General features: G+C 63.6%; 26 protein-coding genes and 1 tRNA gene. 13 read left to right on the forward strand and 14 right to left on the reverse strand.

Going from position 1 to position 23,108, the window contains the following annotated elements:
* The first annotated feature begins 74 nt into the window (after positions 1 to 74).
* Positions 75 to 356 (forward strand): hypothetical protein, encoded by a 282-nt coding sequence (locus EJ076_RS02660; protein ID WP_245462948.1) that lies wholly within the window; start codon positions 75 to 77, stop codon positions 354 to 356.
* Positions 357 to 404: 48 nt separating this feature from the next.
* On the opposite strand, the gene EJ076_RS02665 is transcribed toward EJ076_RS02660, so the two are convergent.
* Positions 405 to 1,979, reverse strand: a complete 1,575-nt coding sequence (locus EJ076_RS02665) for an alkaline phosphatase (protein ID WP_126066814.1) — start codon at positions 1,977 to 1,979, stop codon at positions 405 to 407.
* Positions 1,980 to 2,091: 112 nt separating this feature from the next.
* Positions 2,092 to 3,375 (reverse strand): MFS transporter, encoded by a 1,284-nt coding sequence (locus EJ076_RS02670; protein ID WP_109664290.1) that lies wholly within the window; start codon positions 3,373 to 3,375, stop codon positions 2,092 to 2,094.
* A gap of 73 nt (positions 3,376 to 3,448) precedes the next feature.
* Between EJ076_RS02670 and EJ076_RS02675 the strand changes: the two genes are divergently transcribed.
* Together EJ076_RS02675 and EJ076_RS02680 are read left to right on the forward strand one after the other, a co-directional pair.
* Entirely contained in the window at positions 3,449 to 4,066 is a 618-nt protein-coding gene (locus EJ076_RS02675; RefSeq protein WP_109664286.1) for a TetR/AcrR family transcriptional regulator, read from the forward strand.
* 44 nt (positions 4,067 to 4,110) lie between these two features.
* A complete protein-coding gene (locus EJ076_RS02680; RefSeq protein ID WP_126066815.1) occupies positions 4,111 to 4,704 on the forward strand; it encodes a hypothetical protein in 594 nt (197 codons plus the stop codon).
* Positions 4,705 to 4,713: 9 nt separating this feature from the next.
* Here the strand turns inward: EJ076_RS02680 and ppa are convergent, their stop codons facing one another.
* The 6 genes from ppa to EJ076_RS02710 all read right to left on the reverse strand — a co-directional run bounded on the left by ppa (position 4,714) and on the right by EJ076_RS02710 (position 8,995).
* Positions 4,714 to 5,247, reverse strand: coding sequence for an inorganic diphosphatase (ppa, locus tag EJ076_RS02685; protein ID WP_126066816.1), 534 nt, complete (start codon positions 5,245 to 5,247; stop codon positions 4,714 to 4,716).
* 112 nt (positions 5,248 to 5,359) lie between these two features.
* Positions 5,360 to 5,866 (reverse strand): GNAT family N-acetyltransferase, encoded by a 507-nt coding sequence (locus EJ076_RS02690; RefSeq protein WP_056586049.1) that lies wholly within the window; start codon positions 5,864 to 5,866, stop codon positions 5,360 to 5,362.
* 119 nt (positions 5,867 to 5,985) lie between these two features.
* The gene (locus tag EJ076_RS02695; protein ID WP_126066817.1) at positions 5,986 to 6,624 is read right to left on the reverse strand and encodes a TPM domain-containing protein; all 639 of its coding nucleotides are present in this window, start codon (positions 6,622 to 6,624) and stop codon (positions 5,986 to 5,988) included.
* Between the two features lie 9 nt (positions 6,625 to 6,633).
* Positions 6,634 to 7,503 carry a YgcG family protein gene (locus tag EJ076_RS02700; RefSeq protein WP_126066818.1) on the reverse strand — a complete coding sequence of 290 codons (870 nt, stop codon included), beginning with the start codon at positions 7,501 to 7,503 and terminating at the stop codon, positions 6,634 to 6,636.
* 4 nt (positions 7,504 to 7,507) lie between these two features.
* Complete coding sequence (locus tag EJ076_RS02705; protein WP_126066819.1) at positions 7,508 to 8,338, reverse strand: YgcG family protein; 831 nt, start codon at positions 8,336 to 8,338, stop codon at positions 7,508 to 7,510.
* Positions 8,339 to 8,356: 18 nt separating this feature from the next.
* Positions 8,357 to 8,995 carry a LemA family protein gene (locus tag EJ076_RS02710; protein WP_126066820.1) on the reverse strand — a complete coding sequence of 213 codons (639 nt, stop codon included), beginning with the start codon at positions 8,993 to 8,995 and terminating at the stop codon, positions 8,357 to 8,359.
* Positions 8,996 to 9,158: 163 nt separating this feature from the next.
* On the opposite strand from EJ076_RS02710, the gene EJ076_RS02715 reads away from it, so the two are divergent.
* The 6 genes from EJ076_RS02715 (at position 9,159) to EJ076_RS02740 (ending at position 14,447) form a co-directional block, all read left to right on the forward strand.
* Positions 9,159 to 9,410, forward strand: coding sequence for a hypothetical protein (locus EJ076_RS02715; RefSeq protein WP_109665384.1), 252 nt, complete (start codon positions 9,159 to 9,161; stop codon positions 9,408 to 9,410).
* A 13-nt stretch (positions 9,411 to 9,423) separates the two neighbouring features.
* The gene (gene pdxY / locus EJ076_RS02720; protein ID WP_126066821.1) at positions 9,424 to 10,308 is read left to right on the forward strand and encodes a pyridoxal kinase PdxY; all 885 of its coding nucleotides are present in this window, start codon (positions 9,424 to 9,426) and stop codon (positions 10,306 to 10,308) included.
* Positions 10,305 to 11,075: a DUF429 domain-containing protein gene (locus EJ076_RS02725; protein ID WP_126066822.1), complete on the forward strand. Its 771-nt coding sequence runs from the start codon at positions 10,305 to 10,307 to the stop codon at positions 11,073 to 11,075. Before pdxY ends, EJ076_RS02725 begins: the two co-directional genes overlap by 4 nt.
* A 148-nt stretch (positions 11,076 to 11,223) precedes the next feature.
* Positions 11,224 to 11,868, forward strand: a complete 645-nt coding sequence (locus EJ076_RS02730; RefSeq protein ID WP_109664254.1) for a carbonic anhydrase — start codon at positions 11,224 to 11,226, stop codon at positions 11,866 to 11,868.
* Entirely contained in the window at positions 11,865 to 12,299 is a 435-nt protein-coding gene (locus tag EJ076_RS02735; RefSeq protein ID WP_109664249.1) for a hypothetical protein, read from the forward strand. Before EJ076_RS02730 ends, EJ076_RS02735 begins: the two co-directional genes overlap by 4 nt.
* 93 nt (positions 12,300 to 12,392) lie before the next feature.
* Positions 12,393 to 14,447 carry a M3 family metallopeptidase gene (locus EJ076_RS02740; RefSeq protein WP_126066823.1) on the forward strand — a complete coding sequence of 685 codons (2,055 nt, stop codon included), beginning with the start codon at positions 12,393 to 12,395 and terminating at the stop codon, positions 14,445 to 14,447.
* A gap of 146 nt (positions 14,448 to 14,593) precedes the next feature.
* On the opposite strand, the gene EJ076_RS02745 is transcribed toward EJ076_RS02740, so the two are convergent.
* The 4 genes from EJ076_RS02745 to EJ076_RS02760 form a co-directional block, all read right to left on the reverse strand.
* Positions 14,594 to 16,090, reverse strand: a complete 1,497-nt coding sequence (locus tag EJ076_RS02745) for a M81 family metallopeptidase (RefSeq protein WP_126066824.1) — start codon at positions 16,088 to 16,090, stop codon at positions 14,594 to 14,596.
* 23 nt (positions 16,091 to 16,113) lie between these two features.
* Positions 16,114 to 16,938: a carbohydrate ABC transporter permease gene (locus tag EJ076_RS02750; protein ID WP_109664236.1), complete on the reverse strand. Its 825-nt coding sequence runs from the start codon at positions 16,936 to 16,938 to the stop codon at positions 16,114 to 16,116.
* Positions 16,935 to 17,804 (reverse strand): sugar ABC transporter permease, encoded by an 870-nt coding sequence (locus EJ076_RS02755; RefSeq protein WP_126066825.1) that lies wholly within the window; start codon positions 17,802 to 17,804, stop codon positions 16,935 to 16,937. Before EJ076_RS02755 ends, EJ076_RS02750 begins: the two co-directional genes overlap by 4 nt.
* A 235-nt stretch (positions 17,805 to 18,039) precedes the next feature.
* Positions 18,040 to 19,272, reverse strand: a complete 1,233-nt coding sequence (locus tag EJ076_RS02760) for a sugar ABC transporter substrate-binding protein (RefSeq protein WP_109664227.1) — start codon at positions 19,270 to 19,272, stop codon at positions 18,040 to 18,042.
* 182 nt (positions 19,273 to 19,454) lie between these two features.
* Here EJ076_RS02760 and EJ076_RS02765 point away from each other — a divergent pair, with 182 nt between their 5' ends.
* From EJ076_RS02765 to EJ076_RS02775, 3 genes are read left to right on the forward strand one after another with little or no spacing between them, the layout of a single operon-like run.
* Positions 19,455 to 20,261: an SDR family oxidoreductase gene (locus EJ076_RS02765; protein ID WP_109664222.1), complete on the forward strand. Its 807-nt coding sequence runs from the start codon at positions 19,455 to 19,457 to the stop codon at positions 20,259 to 20,261.
* Between the two features lie 2 nt (positions 20,262 to 20,263).
* Positions 20,264 to 21,331: a sn-glycerol-3-phosphate ABC transporter ATP-binding protein UgpC gene (ugpC, locus tag EJ076_RS02770; protein WP_109664217.1), complete on the forward strand. Its 1,068-nt coding sequence runs from the start codon at positions 20,264 to 20,266 to the stop codon at positions 21,329 to 21,331.
* Positions 21,332 to 21,341: 10 nt separating this feature from the next.
* Positions 21,342 to 22,223 (forward strand): MurR/RpiR family transcriptional regulator, encoded by an 882-nt coding sequence (locus EJ076_RS02775; RefSeq protein ID WP_109664213.1) that lies wholly within the window; start codon positions 21,342 to 21,344, stop codon positions 22,221 to 22,223.
* Between the two features lie 18 nt (positions 22,224 to 22,241).
* Here EJ076_RS02775 and EJ076_RS02780 read toward each other — a convergent pair whose 3' ends face one another.
* Together EJ076_RS02780 and EJ076_RS02785 are read right to left on the reverse strand one after the other, a co-directional pair.
* Positions 22,242 to 22,553, reverse strand: coding sequence for a DUF167 family protein (locus EJ076_RS02780; RefSeq protein WP_126066826.1), 312 nt, complete (start codon positions 22,551 to 22,553; stop codon positions 22,242 to 22,244).
* A 13-nt stretch (positions 22,554 to 22,566) separates the two neighbouring features.
* A complete protein-coding gene (locus EJ076_RS02785) occupies positions 22,567 to 22,857 on the reverse strand; it encodes a YggT family protein (RefSeq protein ID WP_109665382.1) in 291 nt (96 codons plus the stop codon).
* A gap of 159 nt (positions 22,858 to 23,016) precedes the next feature.
* Between EJ076_RS02785 and EJ076_RS02790 the strand changes: the two genes are divergently transcribed.
* A tRNA-Ala gene (locus tag EJ076_RS02790) sits at positions 23,017 to 23,092 on the forward strand.
* The last annotated feature ends 16 nt before the right edge of the window (positions 23,093 to 23,108 follow it).

A 23,108-nucleotide genomic window follows, 5' to 3' on the forward strand; every position in this document is an offset into this window, starting at 1 on the left:
CTTAAGCATCTGCGTGTGAGATGATTTTGTTAACCAAGGCGGGAACCTTTCGGGGCCCGGGCAGTTCGAACGTCATGACCGATAAACTCAACCGATTCTGGCCGCTCATCGCGTCTGCAGCCTTCGCCGTCCTGCTGGCGGCCAACGCCGCCCAGTCGGCCGCGTCGCTGCGCGAGGCGCGCCCCGTTGCGCAGTCCGACACGCAGACGGCCGAACAGACCTTTGCCGATGCACCCGATGGCGTCGACCCGATGGTGACCGGCCCGGTCAGCGCCGCCTTCAAGCAGCGGCAGGTCAGCGCCAACTGCGACAGTGCCGTGTGGCCGAACATTCCGATGGTCTGCTATCCGGACTAAGATGCCGCGCGCATGGCGCGCGCGACACGCTTTTCCAACCGACCGCGCTTACGCCGACCGCACCGGGTCAAGCGTGACCTTGTAGAGCTCGTGGTCGTCGCGGTCCATCAGCCGCACGGTCATCTGCTCGCTGGCGCCGTTGATATCGACCAGCCCGAAGAATTGCAGGCCAGCCGATGGCGGTAGGTTCTGGCCTTGCTCGGCGCTCGGCGCCTTGATGAACTTCAACTCCGGGCCGAACGTCATGTCGAAATCGTTGGGACCGAACGTGCCGGCGTGGATCGGGCCTGAGACGAATTCCCAGAACGGGTTGAACTCCTGGAACTGCGCCTTGTCCGGGTTGTAGTAGTGCGCGGCCGTGTAATGCACGTCGGCGGTCAGCCAGACGGTGTTGCTGATGCCGGCATTCTTGATGAAGCGCAGCAGGTCGGCGATCTCGAGCTCGCGCCCTTTTGGCAGGCTATTATCGCCATTGCTGATCGCTTCGGCGCCGACCTTCTTGGTACCGTCGTCCCAGACGACGAGGCCGAGCGGCATGTCGGCGGCGATGATTTTCCAGGTCGCCTTCGAATTCGCCAGTTCGCGCTTCAGCCATTTCGTCTGCTGTTCGCCCAGCATGCGCGATTGCGGCGTCATCTCATCTTGCATGTCCGGACCGTTGGGCCCGCGATAGGAGCGCATGTCGAGGAAGAACACGTCGAGCAGCGGCCCATAGGCGATCTTGCGATAGACGCGGCCGGGCTCCGAGGGTTCGTAGCGGATCGTCGTCATTTCATGGAAGGCGCGCGCCGCACGCGCCGCCAGCACGTGGATGGATTTCTCCGTGTAGCGATTGTCGGCGCTGAGATCCTTCGAATCCGACCAGTTGTTCAGCACCTCGTGGTCGTCCCACTGGTAGAAGGTCGGGCAGATGGCGCTCAGGCCGAGCACGTTCCTGTCCATCATGTTGTATTTCCACTGGTCCCGGTACTCATCCAGCGTCTCGGCGACCTTGCGCTTGCCGTCGATCAGCACGACGTTCTTCCACTTGCCGCCGCCGGGCAGGTCGACCTCGTCCTTCATCGCGCCGTCGGCATAGATGGTGTCGCCCGAATGCAGGAAGAAGTCGGGCGTGTGCTTGCCGATCGTGGCGTAGGTCTTCATGCCGGTCTCGTCGATGCCCCAGCCCTGGCCGGCTGTGTCGCCCGACCAGGCAAAGCGGATGTCGCGCTTCGAAGCCGGCGCCGTCCTGAAGCGGCCGGTGATCGGCTCGGAAACGGCGTTGATGTCGGCAAGATCGGCAGCTGTCATGCGGTAGAAGATATCCTGATCGGAAGCGAGGTCGGTGAGCAGCCGCTTGACCGTGTAGTCGCTGGCCGGCGAGGTATCGAGCGGTGCCAGGCGTGTCGCATTGGCGAAATTCTCAGTCGACGACACCTCGAACATGACGCGCGACGGGCGGTCGGTGCGCGTCCACACCATGCCGCTGGTTGCGTCGACATCGCCTGACTGGACGCCATGGGTGAAGGCCGGCCGCTGACTGGCGCGCGAATAATAAGGCAGCGCCAGGCTCGAGACGCCAACCAGGCCGGCGGCGCTGGCGGAGGTGACGAAGGCGCGGCGGGTCATCGAGAGCTTGTTCACGGCTGTCTCCTGGATGGCTTGAACGGTGCCACCAAGGTCCAGTGTCAATGTTTCAGGCGCATCTCGGGATGATGAAGTTTTTCTGACAACGCACCGGCAAGGCCGGCCCCGGCTAGGCGGCCTGGGGCTCGGGATCGAAGGCGGGACGGCTGGTATTGATCAGCAGCGAGATACACGCCGCGGCAATCGCCGTCATGCCGGCAATCAGGAAGGCCAGTTCGTAATTGCCCTGCAACTCGCGCATGGTGCCACCAAAGGCGGCGGCGGTGGCCGCACCGATCTGGTGGCCGGCGACGATCCAGCCGAACACGATCGGCCCGCTGCGATCGCCGAACGCCTCATTGGCAAGCCTCAGCGTCGGCGGCACGGTGGCGATCCAGTCGAGGCCGTAGAGCACGGCGAAGATGATCAGGCTGGTCGCCGAGAAGCCGGAATAGGGCAGATAGATCAGCGACAGGCCACGGATGCCGTAATAGACGCCGAGCAGCTTGCGCGGGTCGTAGCGGTCGGTAAGCCAGCCCGACAATGTCGTGCCGATCAGGTCGAAGATGCCCATCATCGACAGCAGGCCGGCAGCCTGAACCTCGCCAATGCCCATGTCGCCGCAAAACGCGATCAGATGGGTGCCGACCAGGCCGTTGGTGGTGAAGCCGCAGACGAAGAAGGTGGCGAACAGATACCAGAACACCCTTGTGCCGGCGGCGCGGCGCAGCGTGTTGAGCGTGTGCGCGAGGAAATTGCCTTGCGACGCGGGCGATGTCGGCGGCACGTCGTCGGCCTCGGCGCCGTAGCGCACCATGCCGATCGAAGCCGGCCGCTCCGGCACCAGCAGCCAGACCAGCGGTATCAGGGCAGCGGTGGCGATCGCGACCGCAATGACGACCGGCTGCCAGCCGCCCGACTGCGCCAACGCGGCGATCAGCGGCAGGAACACCAGCATGCCGGAGGCGCTGGAGGCCGACATCAATCCCATGACGAGACCGCGATTGGTCTTGAACCAGCGATTGACGATGGTGGCGCCAAGCACGCTGGCGACAGCGCCGGAACCAATGCCCGAGAACACGCCCCAGGTGACGAACAGGTGCCAGGGCTTGGTCATCAGCAGGCTGAGCGCGGTAGAGCCCGACATTACCACCAACGAGGCCAGCAGCGTGCGGCGCAGTCCGATGCGCTCCATCAAGGCTGCGGCAAATGGCCCCGTGAGACCGTAAAGCAGAATGCCGACACCGGCGGCCAGCGAGATGACGTCGCGCCGCCAGCCGAAACTGTTCTCCAGCGGCAGCATCATGACGGCGGGCGCCGAGCGCAAGCCGGCCGCGACCAGCAGGCAGAGGAAGATCACGCCAACCACGACGAAGGCGTAGCGCTGGCCAAATGGGCGGGATTGAGCTATCATGTTACTGACCGGTACGTTGCAGGGTGGAGCATGTATACGTACCGATCGGTAACATTGTCAATCGAGTCACGCGATGCCAACGGACAAAAATATTGAACTGACCATCAGCGACGGTCATGAGTCGGCGCCGCCGAAAGCCGCCAAGAAGATCCTCGATGTGGCGTATGACTTGTTCTACCGGCGCGGCATCAGGGCGATCGGCGTCGACGAGATCGTCAAACGCGCCGGCGTCACCAAGCCCAGCCTCTATCGCAGCTTTCCGTCCAAGGATGAACTGGCCGCTTCCTATCTCAGGCAATACGATCTTGAATACTGGGAGCGTTTCGACGAGGCGGTCGCCGCTCATCCCGGCGACCCGCGCGCGCAGATCAAGGCGTTCCTGACCCGCATCGGCAAACGCACGCAAGTGGCGGACTATCGCGGCTGCGGCATGACCAACGCGGCAGTCGAATATCCCGACCACAGCCATCCGGCCCGCGTGGTCAGCGAGGCCAACAAGCAGGAACTGCGCCGCCGGCTGCGCGCCATGGCGGTTGCGATGGGCGCGCAAGACCCTGACACGCTGGGCGACGGCCTGCTGCTCCTGATCGAAGGCGCCTATATCAGCGGCCAGTTGTTCGGGCTCGGCGGCCCGGCACAAGCGGTCGCCCGCAACGCCGATCTGCTGATCGAAGCCAGCTTGAAGAAATAGCGTTTGGCGCTACGCTGCGATGGCCTGCAACGGAGATGTCCGCGATGCGCAGCCTGCTGATTCTGCTCACCCTCGCTGGCTTCTGCCAGGCTGCACATGCCGATGGCATTGCAAGCGCCTACACCGATCTCGACTCGAAGAAGGACTGCGTCACCTACGCACAGGCCGAGGAAGGCGACGGCGATTGGGCCGAGCTCGCCTGTTCGGGCTATCGTGGTTACCCCGTGCTGATCGCCTATGACGACGCTCGTGAATCGCTGTTCTACGGTTTTCCGCCCGGCGGCGACATGACAACGGTCTGGGAGAGCTTTTCCGGGTTCAATTCGTCCGGAGCCAAGATCGAATGGCGCATCGAAACCAAGGGCGACAAGGCCGTTCCCTTTGCCGCCATCCATCGCCGCTCGATCAGCAACCCGGACGACGAAAAAAAGCCGACCGAAGTGCTGCTCGTCGCCAAGGTTGGCCAGATGGATGCGCGCGACGGCTGCACGGTCGGCCTGGTGCTGGCCACCGGCAATCCCGCCGCCAACGATCAGGCGCGCAAGCTTGCCGACGACAAGGCACGAACCTTCGCCTGCGGCAAGGACAGGCACACCGTCATCGGCAACGTGCCGGCTTTCGGCCGGGTCGATAACTGACCGGTCCGGCTACTTGCTCTTCTTGGCCCGCTCGATCGCGTCGACGATCATCTTCTTGGCATATTTGGAATCGTGCCAGCCTTCGATCTTGACCCATTTGCCGGGCTCGAGATCCTTGTAGTGCTCGAAGAAGTGCTGCACCTGCTGGCGGGTGATGTCGGGCAGCTGGGTGTATTCGGTGACGTTTTCGTAGCGCAGCGTCAGCTTCGGTGACGGCACGGCGATCACCTTCTCGTCCTGGCCGGCATTGTCTTCCATCACAAGCACGCCGATCGGCCTGACATTGATGACGCAGCCGGGCACCAGCGCGCGCGTATTGCAGACCAGCACGTCGATCGGATCGCCGTCACCCGACAGCGTGTGCGGCACGAAGCCGTAATTGCCGGGGTAGCGCATCGAGGTGTGCAGGAAGCGGTCGACGAACAGCGTGCCGGCTTCCTTGTCCATCTCATACTTGATCGGCTCGCCGCCGATCGGCACCTCGATGATGACGTTGATGTCCTCAGGCGGATTCTTTCCGATGGCTATGGCTTCGATGCGCATGGCTTTGTCCCTCTTTTGATGAGAGATCGATAGCGGGCGCTGCCGCGCGGCGCAATGCGGCGAATGGTGCTGGATACGATCGGAACATGCGGGTGGCCGAAAGGCCGGTCTGTCATTCCCAGACGAAAGCGACCTTCTTCAGCGCCTTCTGCTCGAAGATCTCGACGCCCTCGGCGACATCGCGGCCGCCGGCGCCGGCGTAGAAGGCAAGCGCGTTCTGGTTGTCTTCCAGCGCCCACACCACCATGCCTTTCAGCCCGTGATCGGCCAGACGCGCCCTGGCTGCCGCGAACAGGCGGCTGCCAAGCCCGATGCCCTGATATTCCGGACGCAGGTACAATTCGTAGATTTCGCCCTGCTGGCGCAGTTCACGGGCGCGGTTCTTGCCGATCGTCGCATAGCCGGCGATCTTGCCGCCTATCTCGACCACCAGAACGGTGGCAGCGCGGCGAATCGCGTTCGCCCACCAGTCGGCGCCACGACGGTTGATCATCGATGTCAGGGTACGGTGCGGAATGATGCCGGAATAGGCGCCGCGCCAGGCCTCCAGATGCACCTCGGCGATGGCACTGGCATCGCGCGGGTCGGCTTTCCGGATGTCGATCGTCAGCGTATTCATGATTTGTTAACCATAAACCCGCATCGCCCGATTGCAAGAGTCCGGACGCCCCGCCGACCGCTTTCTCACAGGCGATCATCGCCTCGGTGAGAGGCCTTCGACGCCTCTGTGGAAAGGCCTCAAATCTCTACGAGATGATCGTCCAGCTCGTTGCTGTCGCCCGCCGTGACCGGGAAATGCTCGGCCAGCACCGCGCCCACCTGCTCGATCGCCTTGACGAAGCCGTCTGCAAGCCGGTCGTCGCCGGCATGCGCGGTCAGATCGCGCACGACGCCATCCCAGACATGCTGGCCGACCTTGGCGTCGATGCCCGAGTCGGCGACCACTTCGGCATAGCGCTCAGTGATCGAGACGAAGACCAGCACACCGGTGCGCGCCATGGTGCGGTGGACATTGCGGGCAAGGAACTGCTTGATCGCATTGGCGTGCGCCGCCTGATAGCGCAGCCGCCTCGGCACCAGATGGATGCGCAGGCCAGGCAGCACCCACAACAAGGCCAGCACGCAGGCCAGCGCCAGGAGCTGGGCGAGGACGAAATGCGGCAACCGGATCGACAGCCACCAGGCCTCCAGCCCGTAGCCGACGGCCAGGCTGACGATCAGCATGCCTACGGTCGCCATGAAGGCGGCCGGGAAGAAATAACCGTCGCTGGCATGCGCCACGACGCAGTAGATTTCGCCGTCGGTTTTCTCCTCGGCAGCGCGGATCGCGGTGGCGATGCGCTCATGATCCTGCGGGCTGATCGGTCGTGTTGCCATGATCTTGTCTCACCAGCCTCCTGAAGAACCGCCACCACCCGATGAGCCGCCGCCGCCGGAAAACCCGCCACCGCTGCTTGACCCCGAAGACCAACTGCCGCCGGAACTCCCCGACGACCAGCCGCTGCCCGATGACGAACCCGATACCCAGGCGCCGCCCGGCCCGTGGCCGTAACGAAACGTCATGCCCAGCCATTTGTACACGCCCGGCGACAGCTTTGTGCCGAACATCGGCGGCAGGAACGCAATCGCCAGGCCGCCGAACAACATCGTCCCCCACACGATCAGGAACACCGCGACGACGGGGGCGATGGAGGTACTGTCATCGGCGGGATTGCGCTTGCCCCGCGCTTCCAGTTCTTCCGGATTGCCTTCCAGCACCATGACCATGTCGTCGACGGCCTTGCTGATGCCGCCGGAGAAATCGCCGGCGCGGAAGGCCGGCACCATGTCGTTTTCGATGATCAGCTTGGTGTGCAGGTCGGTCAGCGTACCTTCCAGACCGTAGCCGACCTCAATGCGCATCTTGCGGTCGTTCTTGGCCACCAGCAGCAGAACGCCGTTGTTTTCGCCGACCTGGCCGAGTTTCCAGAAGCGGAACAGCCGGTTGGCGTAAGGTTCGATCTCCTCGCCGTCGAGGCTCGAGATCGTCGCGACGACGATCTGGTCGGAACCCTTTGTCTCGAAATCGGCAAGCTTCTGCGTCAGCGCCGCCTTGGTCGCGTCGTCGATGATGCCGGCATTGTCGACGACACGGCCGGTCAGCGCCGGCAGGTCGGCGGCCCAGGCCATGAAACAGGAGAACAGCACGGCCACAGCCGTCAGAACAACCGAAGCGAAGCGGCCGGGTCTCGACAGGCTGGTGCTGCGTGTCGTCATGCCGTCACCAGCTTCCCGACGAGCCGCCGCCGCCGGACGAACCGCCGCCGCCGGAAAAGCCGCCGCCACCACCACCCGAAGACCAGCCGCCGCCGGAGCTTCCCGACGACCAGCCGCCGCTGGAGGATCGCCGGCTTGGCTCGAAGGTCATGCCGAGCCAGCGATATCGGCCAGGACCAAGCTTCTGGCCGAAGATCGGCGGCAGGACGGAAACCGCGATGCTGCCGAAGAAGATGATTGCCCAGATGCTGATGAAGACGGCGAAGAACAGGTCGTCGGAATTGAAAGGGGCCTGCTGGTTGCGCTCGCCGCGCGCCTCCAGCTCCTCCGGATTGCCTTCCAGGACCATGATCATGTCGTCGACGGCCTTTTCTATGCCGCCGGAGAAATCGCCGGCGCGGAATGCCGGCACCATGTCGTTTTCGATGATCAGCTTGGTGTGCAGGTCGGTCAGCGTGCCTTCCAGCCCATAACCGACCTCGATGCGCATCTTGCGGTCGTTCGGCGCGACCAGCAGCAGGACGCCATTGTTTTCCTTCGCCTGGCCGAGTTTCCAGAAGCGGAACAGCCGGTTGGCGTAGGGCTCGATCTCCTCGCCATCGAGGCTTGAGATCGTCGCGACGACGATCTGGTCGGAGCCTTTTGTCTCGAAGTCGGCGAGCTTCTGCGTTAGCGCCGCCTTGGTCGCGGCGTCAATGATACCGGCATTGTCGACGACACGGCCGGTCAGCGCCGGCAGATCGGCGGCGAGGGCCGAGAACGGCAGCACAAGGATGAGGAGCACGACGGCGACAAGACGAATGACGCGTCGCCCCTCATCGGCCTGAAAGATCACGACGTTTGGCTCCGACGATCACCCGCCCTGCTTGGTGCCGAAATCGACCTTCGGCGGCTGCATCTTGTCTTCATCGACGGTGAAATTGGCGAAGGGCTCGTTGCTGCGGAACCAGAATGTCGCCCACAGCACCGACGGGAACGTCTTCAGCGTCAGATTGTAGTCCCGCACCGCCTGGATATAGTCGCGCCGTGCCACCGCGATGCGGTTCTCGGTGCCTTCGAGCTGCGCCTGCAGTGCCAGGAAATTCTGATTGGCCTTGAGGTCTGGATAGGCCTCCGACACCGCGATCAGCCGCGACAGCGCGCTGGTCAACCCTGCCTGGGCATCCTGGAACTTCTTGAGGGCTTCGGGATCCTTCAGCGTTTCCGGCGTCACTGTGATCTGCGTTGCCTTGGCGCGGGCTTCGACCACCGCGTCGAGCGTGTCCTTTTCGTGCGAGGCATAGCCCTTGACCGTCTCGACCAGGTTGGGGATGAGGTCGGCGCGGCGCTGATACTGGTTCAGCACCTCGCTCCATGCCGCCTTGGCGTTTTCCTCCGCCGTCGGAATGGTGTTGTAGCCGCAGCCGGCCAGCAGCGGCAGCAGGATCGCCATCATCAGGAAGGCGGGCAGCGTGCGGAACATGGACGGTGAGGCAAGGCGCTGGGCAAACATGATGGGGTCCCTCGGTAGAAGTTGCATGCGAAGCATTACCACAATCGGCGCGCAAGAAAACCGCCCGACCGGCGGCCGTTTGGCTGGCACGCTGGATGCCATCGCAAGGCCCTGTGATTGGCTGTGCGAACGCGATAAGGTTCGATCGAAACGGGACATCATCATGGCGGAACGCCAGGACAGCGACAAGGAATCGCGCCGTATCCTCGAGCGCGTTGCGCGCGAGACGGATCCGGCCGGCAACTCGTTTGTGGCGCGGGCCACGAAAGGCCTGCACGATCACGTCACCGCGGCCGATGCCGATCGTGCCGATCCGATCGAAGTCTGGGGCACCCGCATTGGCCGGACACTCGGCCTGCTGCTGGCGCTGGGCCTGATGGTCTGGCTCGTGCTTTACGTCATCCGGGGCAGTTAGGAATCAAGCAACAATGAGCGCCGAACAAACCGACGCGCCGCGTGCGGTCATCGTCATTTCCAGCCATGTCGCGCGCGGCTCGGTCGGCAACCGTGCCGCTGTGTTCGCACTGGAGACGCTGGGTTTCCCGGTCTGGGCGGTGCCGACGGTCATCCTGCCCTGGCATCCCGGCCATGGGCGCGCAACGCGCATCGTGCCGCCGCTCGACCAGTTCAAGGCGCTGCTGGCCGATCTCGAGCGCGCGCCATGGCTGGGTGAGGTCGGCGCTGTGCTGTCCGGCTATCTCGGTGAGGCCGGCCAGGCCGAGGCCGTCGCCTCGCTGGTCGCCGCGGTCAAGGCAAGGACGCCTGACGCCGTCTATATCTGCGATCCGGTGATGGGCGATTCGGGCGGCCTCTATGTTCCCGAGCCAACCGCCATCGCCATGCGCGACCGGCTGATGCCGATCGCCGACATTGCCACCCCCAATCGCTACGAGCTGGAATGGATGGCCGGCGCTCCCTTGCCCGACCTGAAATCGGTGATCGCGGCGGCGCTGCATGCCGGGCCATCGACCATGCTGGTCACCTCGGCGCCGTCGATGATGACCGGTGGCACCGGCAACCTGCTGCTCGACGGCAGCCAGGCGCTGCTTGCCGAGCACCGCCTGATCGACAAGCCGCCGAATGGTTTGGGCGACCTGACGGCAGCCGTCTACCTGGCACGCATCCTGTCAGGCCAACCGGCGATCAAGGCGCTGCAATCGACGACCGCGGCGGTCTACGAAATCCTGGCGCGCACGGCCAAGCGCGGCGGCGATGAATTGCAGCTCGAAACCGATGCCCCGAGCCTGTCGCACCCGATGGCGATGGTCCAGCTGCGCCACCTCACGCATCCGGGGCGGGACCGCCGGGCGTGACATCGGCCGAGATCGTGCTTGTCGGCGTCGACGGCTGCAAGGCCGGCTGGATTGCCGTGCGGCGCACTCCCGGCATGGCACCATCGGTCGCTGTCGTCGCCAGCTTCACCGCCCTGCTTGCATCGCTCCCCGACGATGCGGTCATCGCCGTCGATATGCCGATCGGCCTGCCCGAGTTTTCGAGCAAAGGCGGGCGCGGCCCGGAAGCGCTGGTGCGGCCGTTGCTTGGGGCACGCCAATCCAGCGTCTTCTCGATCCCGTCCCGCGCCGCGCTCTATGCCGACACCAACGACTTCACCATCATCGAAGCCTGGTATGCGGCGCACATCAGGGCAAGCGAGGTGGCCAAAACCACATCCGACCCGCCGCGCGGCGTTTCGATCCAGGCGTTCGGCATTTTTGCCAAGATCCGCGAGATCGACGCACTGCTGATCGCGCGACCCGATCTGCGCGGCCGCGTGTTCGAATCGCATCCGGAACTCGCTTTCTGCCGGCTGAACGGCGACCAGGCCATGCAATTGCCGAAGAAAATCAAAGGCAGCATCAACCCGGCCGGAATGGCGGAACGCAAGGCGCTACTCTGCCGCCATGGCTACGACATGCGCTTTCTCGACCAGCCGCCGCCGCGCGGTGCCGCCGCCGATGACTTCCTTGACGCAGCAGCAATGATGCTGATCGCCGGTCGCATCGCCAGCGGTGAGGCACGGCCGTTTCCCGACCCGCCGGCCCGCGACAGGTTTGGCATTCCCGTTGCCATTTGGGCGTAACAGTATTGGCCAAGGCTGCGCCTGATGCATGGCATTTATAGCCAGCCCCCATAATTCTGCATTGCTCGCAACGGGCTTTTACCGTTAGAGCCTCTTTTGACCGCAACGAGCTGCCGCCTCCAACCCGGAAAGGCTCCAGACGCCGCCCATGTCCCATCTCCCCGACCATCTTCTCGCCGGCTACCGCAATTTCATGAATGGCCGCTATCTCACCGAGAGCGGACGCTATCGCGAGCTTGCCCGCGAAGGCCAGGCGCCCGAAACGATGATCGTCGCCTGTTGCGACTCCCGCGCGGCCCCCGAAGCGATCTTCGACGCCGGGCCTGGCGAACTCTTCGTGCTGCGCAATGTCGGCAATCTGGTGCCGCCCTACGCACCGGACGGCGAATTCCATTCGACCTCGGCGGCGCTTGAATTCGCCGTGCAGAGCCTCAAGGTCAAGAGTATCGTCGTCATGGGCCATGGCCGCTGCGGCGGCATCCGCGCCGCGCTCGACACCAATTCCGCACCGCTGTCGCCCGGCGACTTCATCGGCAAGTGGATGAGCCTGATCGCACCTGCCGCCGAAACCGTGTCCTCCAGCACCTTCATGACCGCGACAGAGCGCCAGACCGCGCTGGAGCGCATCTCGATCCGTTATTCCATCGCCAATCTGAGGACCTTTCCCTGCGTCTCGATTCTCGAAGGCAAGGGGCGGCTGTCGCTGCACGGCGCCTGGTTCGACATTTCGACCGGTGAACTCTGGACGATGAACAAGGAGACCGGCGATTTCGAACGGCCAGAGCTGGGATGAACATAGCGGCACGCAAGGTGGTGAACATCCGGTCGATCGTTTTCACGGCGGCCGCGCTGCTGGTCGCGATCATTGCCGCCCGCGCCGATGATCGCGCCATCATCAGCCGCTGGTATTCGGCTCTGCTGGTCGCCGACCGCACCGAACTGTCCGACCTGCTCTCCGATGATGTCCGCATTAAGCTGGACGACCTCGGCATTGTGCAAAGCAAGCAGGAATTCATCGCTTCGATCGACGAATGGAAAGGTGCTGTTGCGGGTGCTGCGATCCGGCACCGGATCGAGAAGAGCGAAAGCGGCGTCACCACGGTGGTCGCTTGTTACGATTTCCCCAACAACGACATGCTGATGCAGGAAACCTTCGCGGTGTCCGACAATCGCATCACCGCCAGTTCGCAAGCCGCGATCGCCGAGAACTGCGACGGCTTCTGAGGCGGATATCGGCCAACTGCGATATTGCGGGTCCGCCGGCCGCGCCCTACATCGGTAGCGACCCACCCTGCCTTCTCCAGCGAAAGACTGTCCATGCCTTCCACAAAACCTGTCGACCTCGCCGCCCATCCGCTGGCCACGTGGCAAGGGCCGCTGGGCCTGCCGGATTTCACCCGCATTGGCGACGGCGACTTCTCCCCGGTCTTCGACACGGCGCTGAAGGCGCATGAGGCCGAGATCGAGGCGATCGCCGGCAACAAGGATGCCCCGACCATCGAGAACACGCTTGCCGCGCTGGAACTCGGCGGCGAAGCACTCGATCGCGTCTCGTCGATCTTCTGGTGCCGCGCCGGCGCCTACACCAATGACACGATCCAGGCGCTGGAGCGCGACATCTCGCCGAAAATGTCCAGGCATTTCTCGGCGATTTCGATGAATGAGAGGCTGTTTGCCCGCATCGACGATCTCTACCAGCGCCGTGAGAGCCTGAAGCTCGACGCCGAGACGCTGCGGGTCCTGGAAAAGACCTGGAAGGGCTTTGTCCGATCCGGCGCCAAACTCGACGCCGACGGTAAGAAGCGGCTGGCCAAGATCAGCGAGGAATTGTCTTCGCTCGGCACCAGCTTCGGCCAGAATGTGCTGGCCGACGAGAGCGACTGGGCGCTGTTCCTCGACGATGCCGATCTTGTCGGTCTGCCGGATTTCCTGAAAAGCTCGATGGCCGAAGCCGCCGAGATACGCGGCCAGAAGGGTCGCTATGCCGTCACCCTGTCGCGCTCGATCTATGAGCCGTTCTCGACCTTCTCTGAACGCCGCGACCTGCGCGAGATCGCCTTCCGCGCCTTCACCATGCGCGGCCAGAATGGCGGCGCCACCGACAACACATCCGTGGTGCGCGACATGCTGCGCCTGCGCGCCGAAAAGGCAAAGCTGCTCGGCTACGGCTCCTTCGCCGCGCTGAAGCTCGACGACACCATGGCCAAGACACCGAAGGCGGTGCACGCGCTGCTCGATCCGGTGTGGGAAAAAGCGCTGGGGAAGGCGGCCGCCGACCAGACCGACCTGCAGCGGCTGGCGACGGAAGCCGGCAGCAACGAAAAATTCGCCGCCTGGGACTGGCGCTTCTACCAGGAGAAACTGCGCGCGGAGAAATTCGCCTTCGACGAGGCTGAACTGAAACCCTATTTGCAGCTCGACCGGATCATCGACGCCTGCTTCGACGTGGCGACACGGCTGTTCGGCGTCACCTTCGAGGAGAAAAAAGGCATCGCGGCCTGGCACCCCGACGCGCGTGTGTTCGTGGTGAAGAATGCCGACGGCAGCGAGCGCGGCCTGTTCCTCGCCGACTATTTCGCGCGGCCATCAAAGCGCTCCGGTGCCTGGATGAGCGCGCTGCAGTCCGGCTACAGGCTCGGCCTCGGCTCGAAACCGGTGATCTACAACATCATGAACTTCGCCAAGCCGCCGGTTGGCGAGCCAGCTCTGCTCTCGGTCGACGAGGCGAAGACGCTGTTCCACGAGTTCGGCCATGCTTTGCACGGCATGCTGACCGACGTCACCTGGCCGTCGGTCGCGGGCACCTCGGTCAGCCGCGATTTCGTCGAACTGCCCTCGCAGCTCTACGAGCATTGGCTGACGGTGCCGGCGGTGCTGGAAAAGCACGCTTTGCACGTGAAGACCGGCAAGCCGATGCCGAAGGCGCTGCTCGACAAGATGCTGGCGGCGCGCACGTTCGGCGCCGGCTTCGCCACGGTCGAATTCACCGCCTCGGCGCTGATCGACATGGCCTATCACGCCCGACCGGATGCACCGGAAGCGCCGCTTCGTTTCGAAGCCGAAACGCTTGCGACGCTGCACATGCCTGACACCATCGCCATGCGCCACCGCACCCCGCATTTCGGCCATGTCTTTTCCGGCGACGGCTATTCGGCCGGCTATTATTCCTACATGTGGTCGGAAGTGCTCGACGCCGATGCCTTCGCCGCCTTTGAGGAGACCGGCGACCCCTTCAACCCGGCGCTCGCCGAGCGGTTGCGCAAGAACATCTACGCCGCCGGCGGCTCGAAGGACCCGGAAGAGCTCTACACGGCTTTCCGTGGCAAGATGCCTTCGCCCGAAGCGATGATGGCCAAGCGCGGGCTGGTATAGCGCTGCACACTCTCCCCCCTCGAGGGGGAGATGGCCGCGAAGCGGCCAGAGGAGGTCGGTCCGACCGGACTCGGCCTCCTGCGACAGAAGAAAGTTGGCACTCCACGAGAGACGACCCCTCTGTCGCCTTCGGCGACATCTCCCCCTCAAGGGGGAAGAATGCCGGCGTCACTCTTCCAAGGATCAGCCACCCGCGGCCAGATCGGCCGCGTAAGCTTGGTGTAGTTGGTCACCGCCGGATTGCTTGGGTACGAACTCGGCGCCGAGACATAGATGATCTCGGCGGCGATCGGCTCGAAGCCGGCGTAGAAATGATTGGTCGACTTGATCAGCAGCATGTCCTTGGCCAGTGGGTCAACGCCGATATTGGAAAAGATATCCGGCTCGAAGGTCTGCGTGCGATTGGTGTTGAGGATGATGTCGACCTCGGTGCCTTCGAGGCGGACCAGCGCCGTCGGCCCCAGCGTCACCCGGCTTGGCCCGAAACTTTGCCAACCCTCCGCAACCGCCTTCAGCACGCGCACGCGCGCGTCGATCGGCTCGCCGGCCTGCGGCCCGGCCTTGCCGCCGAAGCGCAGGTCGATGACCGCGCCCTCGCCCGCCGCCAGGCAGAAGGTGACCGCGATCGGATCCCAGATCGTCGCCACACCGAATTTGTCCAGGCCACGCGCCAGCATCTGGCGCAGCACGAAGGTGCCGTCGCCCGGCACACCGCCGCCGGGATTGTCCCAGATATCGGCGATGACCACCGGCTTGCCCGGATTTTCGGCGCGCACGGCCAGCGCCCGGTCGATGCCGTCGGCGGCGCTCAGCATGGTCATCGCCGTCTTTTCGCGCAGCGCGTAGAGTTCCCGCCCCAGCCGTTCCGCCACCGCATCGCCCTTGGCCTTGTCATTGTCGGTGACGACCAGGATACGCGTGCCCATCTCGGCCACGTCGGCCGCCATGAAGCCGTGGATGACCGAGACCGACAGCACGCCATCCTTGCCGTGCAGCGCCTTGATGCGGTCGACGAAGGACCGCATCGGCTCGCGGCTGGTCGGCAGCACCTGGATCATGCGGCAATCGAACGTCGAGATGACCGGCTTGATCTCACCGCGCGCCGCGGCAATGCCAAGCTCGACGACATGTTCGCCGCGCTCGTAGAAATCGGTGTGCGGAAATTCGAGGAAGTAGGCGAGGATGTCAGAGGCCGCCACGCGCTTCGGTGTCAGATGGCTGTGCGGATCGAGTTCCACGGCGATCACCACCTCCGGCCCAACCATTGCGCGGACCCGTTCGAGCAGGTCGCCTTCGCAATCGTCATAGCCTTGCGCCACCATGGCGCCATGCAGGCCGAGGATGACGGCATCGACCGGCAGCACTGCCTTGAGCTGACCGAGAATCTCGTCGCGCAGCGCCTCGTAGGTCTGCCGCTGCACCAGCCCGCCGGGCTCGGCCCAGGTGGCGGTGCCCTCGATGACATCAAGGCCTTCGGCGACCGCCCGCCGGCGCAGGGCAACCATCGGCGACGAGCACAAAGTCGGTGTTTCCGGATGTTTGCCGGGCCCAGCATAGAAGGCCATCTCGAACGAGGCCCTATCGGTCGGCACCGGCGAGAAGGTGTTGGTTTCCGTCGCCAGCGAGGCGGTGAAGATGCGCATGAAAGCTCCGTGGATGGTGGCGGCTATTTGACCGCCCCGAGCGCCAGGCCCCTGACGAGGTAGCGCTGCAGCCAGATGAACAGGATGGCCACCGGCAAGGTCGCCAGCAGCGTGGCCGCCATGACGTGGTGCCATTCGATGGTATAGCGGCCAGCGACCAGCGAAAACACTTGGATCGGCAGCGTGTAGCTTTCCTGGCTGCGCAGCATGGTGAGCGCGACGACGAATTCGTTCCAGGCATTGATGAAGGTGAAGATCGCGGTGACCGCGATCGCCGGCAGGCAGAGCGGCAGGAACACCTTGCGCAAGGTCAGCCAGCGGCCGGCGCCTTCCATCCAGGCCGCCTCCTCGAGATCGCGCGGGATGGTGTCGAAATAGCTCTGCAGCATCCACACCGTGAAGGCGACGTTGAAGGCCATGTAGATGAAGCCGAGCGCCGTCGTGCTCTCGACCAGGCCCCAGGCGGCCATCAGCCGGAACAGGCCGAGCACCAGCACGATCGGCGAGATCATCTGCGAAATCAGCAGGAACTGGCGCAAGGCGCCGTAGCCGGCAAAGCGGAAGCGCGACATGGCATAGGCCGCCGGAACCGAGATCAGGATGGCGCCGACGGTGGCGATCACAGACACGTAGAGCGAATTGAGCAGCGCCTGGCCAAAGCCGGTCGCCACCCACATGTCGGAGAAGTTGGCCCAGCGGAATTCGCTCGGCCACCAGGTCGGCGACAGCACTTCCTGTCTCGGCTTGACCGCGGTCAGGAACATCACCGCGAACGGAAAGAGCGTCACCACGATCAGTGGCGCCAGCAGCAGCCAGGCAATGACGGTGCGTTTGAGTTTACTTGTCATGCGCGCTGCTCCCGCATCGCCAGCCGCACATAGATCATGGTGAAGATGAGCAATATGGCGAACATCACCAGCGACACCGCCGATGCTTCGCCCAGCTTGCCGATGCGGAAGGCGAGCTTGTAGAGGTGGGTGACCAGGATGTCGGTCGAATTGGCCGGCCCGCCCTGCGTCATCACCCAGATGATCGGGAAGGAATTGAACACGTAGATGGTGTTGAGCACGATGGCGATGTTGATGAACGGCTTCAGCAGTGGAAAGGTGATTTCGCGGAACTGCTGCAGCGGTGTCGCCCCTTCGAGCGCCGCCGCCTCGTAGAGGTCGTCCGGGATCGACGACAGCCCGCCGAGGAAGATCGTCGTCGTGAACGGCACCGTCACCAGGATGCCGATCAGCACCTGCATGGGAAAGGCGGTTTCGGCGCTCGCCAGCCACTGGATGTTGTGGTCGATGATGCCGAGGCCGATCAGCGCCGAATTCAGCATGCCGCTTTCACCACTCAGCGCCCAGCGCCAGACCACCGCGGTCATGGTCAGCGACACCGCCCAGGGCAACATGATGATGACGCGGGCAATACCCCTGCCATAGAAATCGGTGTTGAGGATCATCGCCACCGGGATCGACAAAAACAGCGCGCCGCCGACGACCATCACCGTCCACTGGCCGGTGCGCCAGAGCGCGGCCATGAAATCGGGATCGGCAGCGAGTGCCCCGAAATTGGCAAAGTCGTTGAAGTCGCGAAGCTGGCCGAAGCGGCTGACATCGTGCGTCGAGATCTGGATCAGGTCCCAGACCGGCCAGAAGATGACGATCGCCGCCAGGAACAGGCTGGGTAAGGTCAGAAGATAGGGCAAGAAACGGTTTTGCATCGGCTGGCCTGCGCCTAGAGCAATTCCAGGAAAAGTGTGGCGCGGTTTTCCGTTCGGAATTGCGTTAAAACAAAGAGTTGGATCGGTTCGCCGTTTCACCAAACGGTGAACCGATCCACGCGCGTGGATCAGAAGTTTCTATGCGAATTTCGGATCCACCGCACCAGGCGGGAAACCAAGGGGTGGCGCGCCCCGCCTGAGTCTGGGGCGCGCCACGGGCGCAGGGAGATACGCCCTATTTCTTCAGCACCGCGTTGGCCTTGGCTGCTGCGTCTTTCAAGCCTGCCTCGGGATCGCCGCCGAGATAGATCTTCTGCATGGCGTCGGAGGTGATCTGGGCGACCTCCTCCCAGCCGGGGATGACCGGCGCGAAGCGGGCGTCGGGCAGCAGCGCGGTGAACGCCGCCAGATCGGCATTGTTCACATAGTAGTCCATCTTGGCCTCTTCCTTGTTCACCGGCAGGAAACCTTCGCCCTGCGTGAACTTGGCGCGCTGTTCGGTGGTGAACAGGAAATCGAGCAGCTTCCAGGCCTCGTCCTTGTTCTTGGAGTTCTTGAACATGATGATGGAATCGGTCACGCCGTAGGTACCGCGCGCGCCGGTCGGCCCGGCGGGAATGGCCGCCACGCCGTATTTCAGGTTCGGCGCCTCGTCCTTGATCTGGTTGGAAAGGAAGGGTGCCGTGATCATCATGCCGACCTTGCCCTGCTTGAACAGGTTCTGCACGTCCTCGCGGTTGTTGGACGTGACGCCCGGCTCGGTGAGGCCTTCGTCGATCATCGACTTGTAGAGCTTGGCCGCTTCAAGCGCGCCGGGCGTGCCGAGGCCGGAGGTGCCGTCCTTGTTGAGGATCTCGGTGCCCTGGGACCACATCGCATAGTAGTAGTACACGTCGGTCTCGATCTCCTTGCCCTGCAGGCCGAAACCAAAGGTGCCGGAGCCCAGCGCCTTGATCTTGCGCGCATCGTCCTGCAGCTCGGTCCAGGTTGCCGGCGGCTTGGCGATGCCGGCTTTCTCGAACAGCTCCTTGTTGTAGTACATGGCGCGCGCCGAGGCCGCGATCGGCAGGCCGTAGGTCTTGCCCTCCATGATCGAGGGCGACAGGAAGGTGTCGATGAAGCGGTCCTTGAAGTCGGGCTTGATGTAGCTGTCGAGCGGCTCGGCGACATCCTGCTGGACAAAGTCGATCAGCCAGCGCGTGCCGATGATCGACAGATCGGCATTGGTGCCGGCGGTGATGTCGGTGGTCAGCTTCTGCAGCAGCACATCCCACGGCACCACTTCGAACTTGACGGTGATGCCGGGATTGGCCGCCTCGAATTCCTTCTTGACGTCGGCGAAATAGGGAGCAGTCTTGGCGCTGTACTCGGCGACGGTGACGCGCACCTCGCCCGCATTCGCCTGCGCCGCAATTGCCAGCATGCTCATTCCGGCCATCAGGCCGACAGTCCATTTTGCAAGGCTCATTTGATCTCTCCCATTTTGATTTTGCGCCTGCGCGCCTCTTCGTTGCCGGAGCAGAAGATTTATGTGACTTTCCTACATTATCGATGATTTGAAGGCTTGCAAGCAGATTATTCTGTTGCTTAATTACATTTTTTGGCCTAGGCGTTGCACCATCTGTCAGAACTCCCGGAGGATGACGCACGGTGGTTTCGCAAGCCAAGTTCGAAGGCAGGGCCGAGTTCGAAGGCAGGGCCGAGTTCGAGGGCAAGACTGTCGTGGTCACGGGTGCTGGCGGCGGCCTCGGCACCGCCATCGTGGCGCTGATGGCGCAAAGGGGCGCCAGGGTCGTCGGCTGCGACCAATCAAGCGAGGCATTGAAAAGCCCGCACCTTGCCTCCCGCCACGTCTTCGACCTTCTCGACAAGGCATCGATAGCGGCAGCGATCGCCGCGATCCTCGACCGGGATGGCATGCCCGACATTCTCGTCAACAATGCCGGCTGGACGCGCGCCGAAACGATTTCGGCGCTCAATCCCGACAAGATAGAGCAGGAACTCGACCTCAACCTGACCGGCGTGATGAACTTCGCCGATCCGCTGGTCAAGGCGATGGCCGGCCGAGGTTCCGGCAGCGTCGTCTTCATCTCGTCGGTCAACGCCATCGCGCATTTCGGCAATCCCGCCTATGCCGCGGCCAAGGCCGGCATCAACGCCTACGCCAAGGCGATCGCCGTCGAGCTCGGCCGCAGCGGCCTGCGCTCCAATGTCGTCTGCCCCGGATCGATCCGCACCGCCGCCTGGGACCATCGCCTTGCCAAGGATCCTGAAATCCTAGGCAAGCTGCAACGGCTCTATCCGCTTGGCCGCATCGTCAACGCTTCGGAAGTGGCGGAAGCCGTCGCCTTCCTTGCATCCGATCGCGCATCTGGAATAACGGGCGTGGTGATGCCGGTGGACGCGGGGCTGACCGCCGGTTGCCTGCCCTTCATCGACGACATTCTGGGAGCGTGAGCATGACCGACGTCGAGTTTCGCGACCTGTCGAAATCCTTCGGACAGCACAAGATCCTCGAGAACATCAGCCTCGATATCAAGAGCGGCGAGTTCGTCGTGCTGGTCGGCCCGTCCGGCTGCGGCAAGTCGACCTTGCTGCGCATGCTGGCCGGACTGGAGACGATCACCTCCGGCGACCTGTTGATCGGCGGCGTGCGCGCCAACGCGCTGCCGCCGCAGCAGCGCAACATTGCCATGGTGTTCCAGTCCTATGCGCTGTTTCCACACCTGAAGGCAGCCGACAATATCGGCTTTGGCCCGAAGATACGCGGCGAGGCGCGCGAGGCGGTCGACGCAAAGGTCAAGAAGGCGTCCGGCGTCCTCAATCTCTTCTCCTATCTCGACCGCTATCCCCGCCAGCTGTCGGGCGGCCAGCGCCAGCGCGTCGCCATGGGCCGCGCCATCGTGCGCGAGCCGTCGGTGTTCCTGTTCGACGAGCCCCTGTCCAACCTCGACGCGCAATTGCGCGTGCAGATGCGCGTCGAGATCAAGGCGCTGCACCAGCGGCTGAAATCGACGATCGTCTATGTCACCCACGACCAGATCGAAGCCATGACCATGGCCGACCGCATCGTCGTCATGGACCGTGGCAGGATCCAGCAGGTCGGCGCGCCGCTGGAACTCTATGACAGGCCGGCCAACAAGTTCGTCGCCAGCTTCCTTGGCTCGCCGTCGATGAGCTTTGTGTCGGGTTCTCTCAAGACGACAGCTCAGAAATCCTGGTTCGAGTCGACCGGTGGCGGCCGACTTGCGCTTGCCGGCAAACAGGTGCCGGCGGGCAGCGCGGTGGAAGCCGGCATCCGGCCCGAGCATTTCGTCATCGGCGAGGCTGTCGACGCGATGGCGATCAAGGTGGATGTCGTCGAGCCGACCGGTTCCGAGACCCATGTCTATGGCGCCATTGGTGCTGATACCGTACGCGCCGTGTTCCGCGACAGGGTGCCGGTCAGGCCGGGCGACCTGCTGCCGGTGACCGTCGATCCCGGCAACATCCATCTGTTCGACAAGGCGACGGGCCTGCCTCTATGAAAACACATACATGAAGACGCCGGCCGACATCATCACGCGCCTGCAGCTGATGTTGCAGGACGGAACGAAGTCGGATCGCAAACTGGCCGGCTTCGTGCTGGCCGACCTTGATTTCGTCTCCAAGGCGGCGATCTCGGAAATTGCCGCGCGTGTCGGTGTCAGCGAACCGACGGTGACGCGGTTCTGCCGCAACCTCGGTTGCGAGGGCCTGCGCGATTTCAAATTCTATCTGGCACAGGCCATCGCCATCGGCGGCCAGTATCTATCGCCGGAGCCGTTGAGCCGCGATGCCCGCGAACAGCGCATCGCTTCCGCCATCACCGAAGCGGCGATATCGGCCATCCAGCGCGCCAGCGAAAACCTCGACATGACGACGCTGGTCGCCGTCGCCGCGCGCATCGCCGTCTCGGGCAATGTGCTGTGCATCGGTTCCGGCGGTATTTCCTCGATGATGGCGACCGAAATGCAGAACCGGCTGTTCAGGCTGGGCGTGTCGGTGCTGGCGCAGATCGACGGACAGCTGCAGCGCATGTACGCCGCCGTCGCCACACCCGACACCACGCTGATCGCCTTCTCTGTCTCGGGCTATGCGCGATCGGTTATCGATGCGGTGCAGGTCGCCCAGCAATATGGTGCCACGACAATCGCCATCACGCCGCCGGACTCCGCACTCGCCAAGGTCGCCGACACGGTCATCCATTTCCAGTCGCTGGAAGACGGCAACATCTACAAGCCGACATCGTCGCGCTATGCGCTGCTGTCGATCGTCGACATGATCGTCACCTCCGTCGCCGAGACGCGCGGACCACGAGTCCTCGAAAATCTGCGCCGCATCAAGCAGAGCGTGAACACGTTGAAAGTCGACGATCCGCGTTTGCCGCTGGGGGATTGAACCCTTCACCGAAGGGCATCAGGAGCCGAGCCCCTCGATGCCTTTCGCCAACATCGCCGGATCGCCTGAAATGCGCACGGTCTTCAGCCGGGCGGTGCCGCCGGCGACAACCGAGACGGTGGACGCCGGCACGCCCAGCATCTTGGCCAGCAATCGTTCAAGCGCTTGATTGGCAGCGCCGTTTTCCGGCACGGCGCGGACGCGCGCCTTCAGATGGCTTCGACCGTCCGCTGTCGTCTCGACGCCTTCGAGCCTGTCCAGCGCAGCCTTCGGCGTCAGCCGGACAAACAGGTCGACGCCACCATCGCGCAGGCGGAACGGCGCGCTCATGCGAGCACCGGGCTCACAGGACGAGTGGCGCCACCGTGGTGAGTATGAACTGCCGCAGGAAGAACAGGATCAGAAGCAGGATGATCGGCGAGATGTCGATGCCGCCAAGATCCGGCATGAAGCGGCGGATCGGCCGCAACGCCGGCTCGGTCAGCCGGTAGAGCATGTTGCCGATACTGCCGACGAACTGGTTTTTCGAATTGACGACGTTGAAGGCGTAGAGCCAGGAGAAGATCGCCGATGCGATGATGATCCACCAGTAGAGGTCAAGCGCCATAACGATTGTCTGAATGAGGGCGAGCATGCCGGTCTCCAATTGTTGCCGACATGTAGCCATTGCACGCGAAACCGGCAAGGGCCGCCTTCCCTCTACGCTGGCCCGACACGCGACGGCAGCGGATTTCGGCAAAACGCCGCCTTGACAGAAAACCACGACGCCCGATAAATGCGCCATCCGCTGGACGGGGCTGTAGCTCAGCTGGGAGAGCGCGTCGTTCGCAATGACGAGGTCAGGAGTTCGATCCTCCTCAGCTCCACCAGCGGAATAATCAGTTC

This window comes from Mesorhizobium sp. M7D.F.Ca.US.005.01.1.1 (genome assembly GCF_003952545.1).
GTDB classification, from domain to species: Bacteria; Pseudomonadota; Alphaproteobacteria; order Rhizobiales; family Rhizobiaceae; genus Mesorhizobium; species Mesorhizobium loti.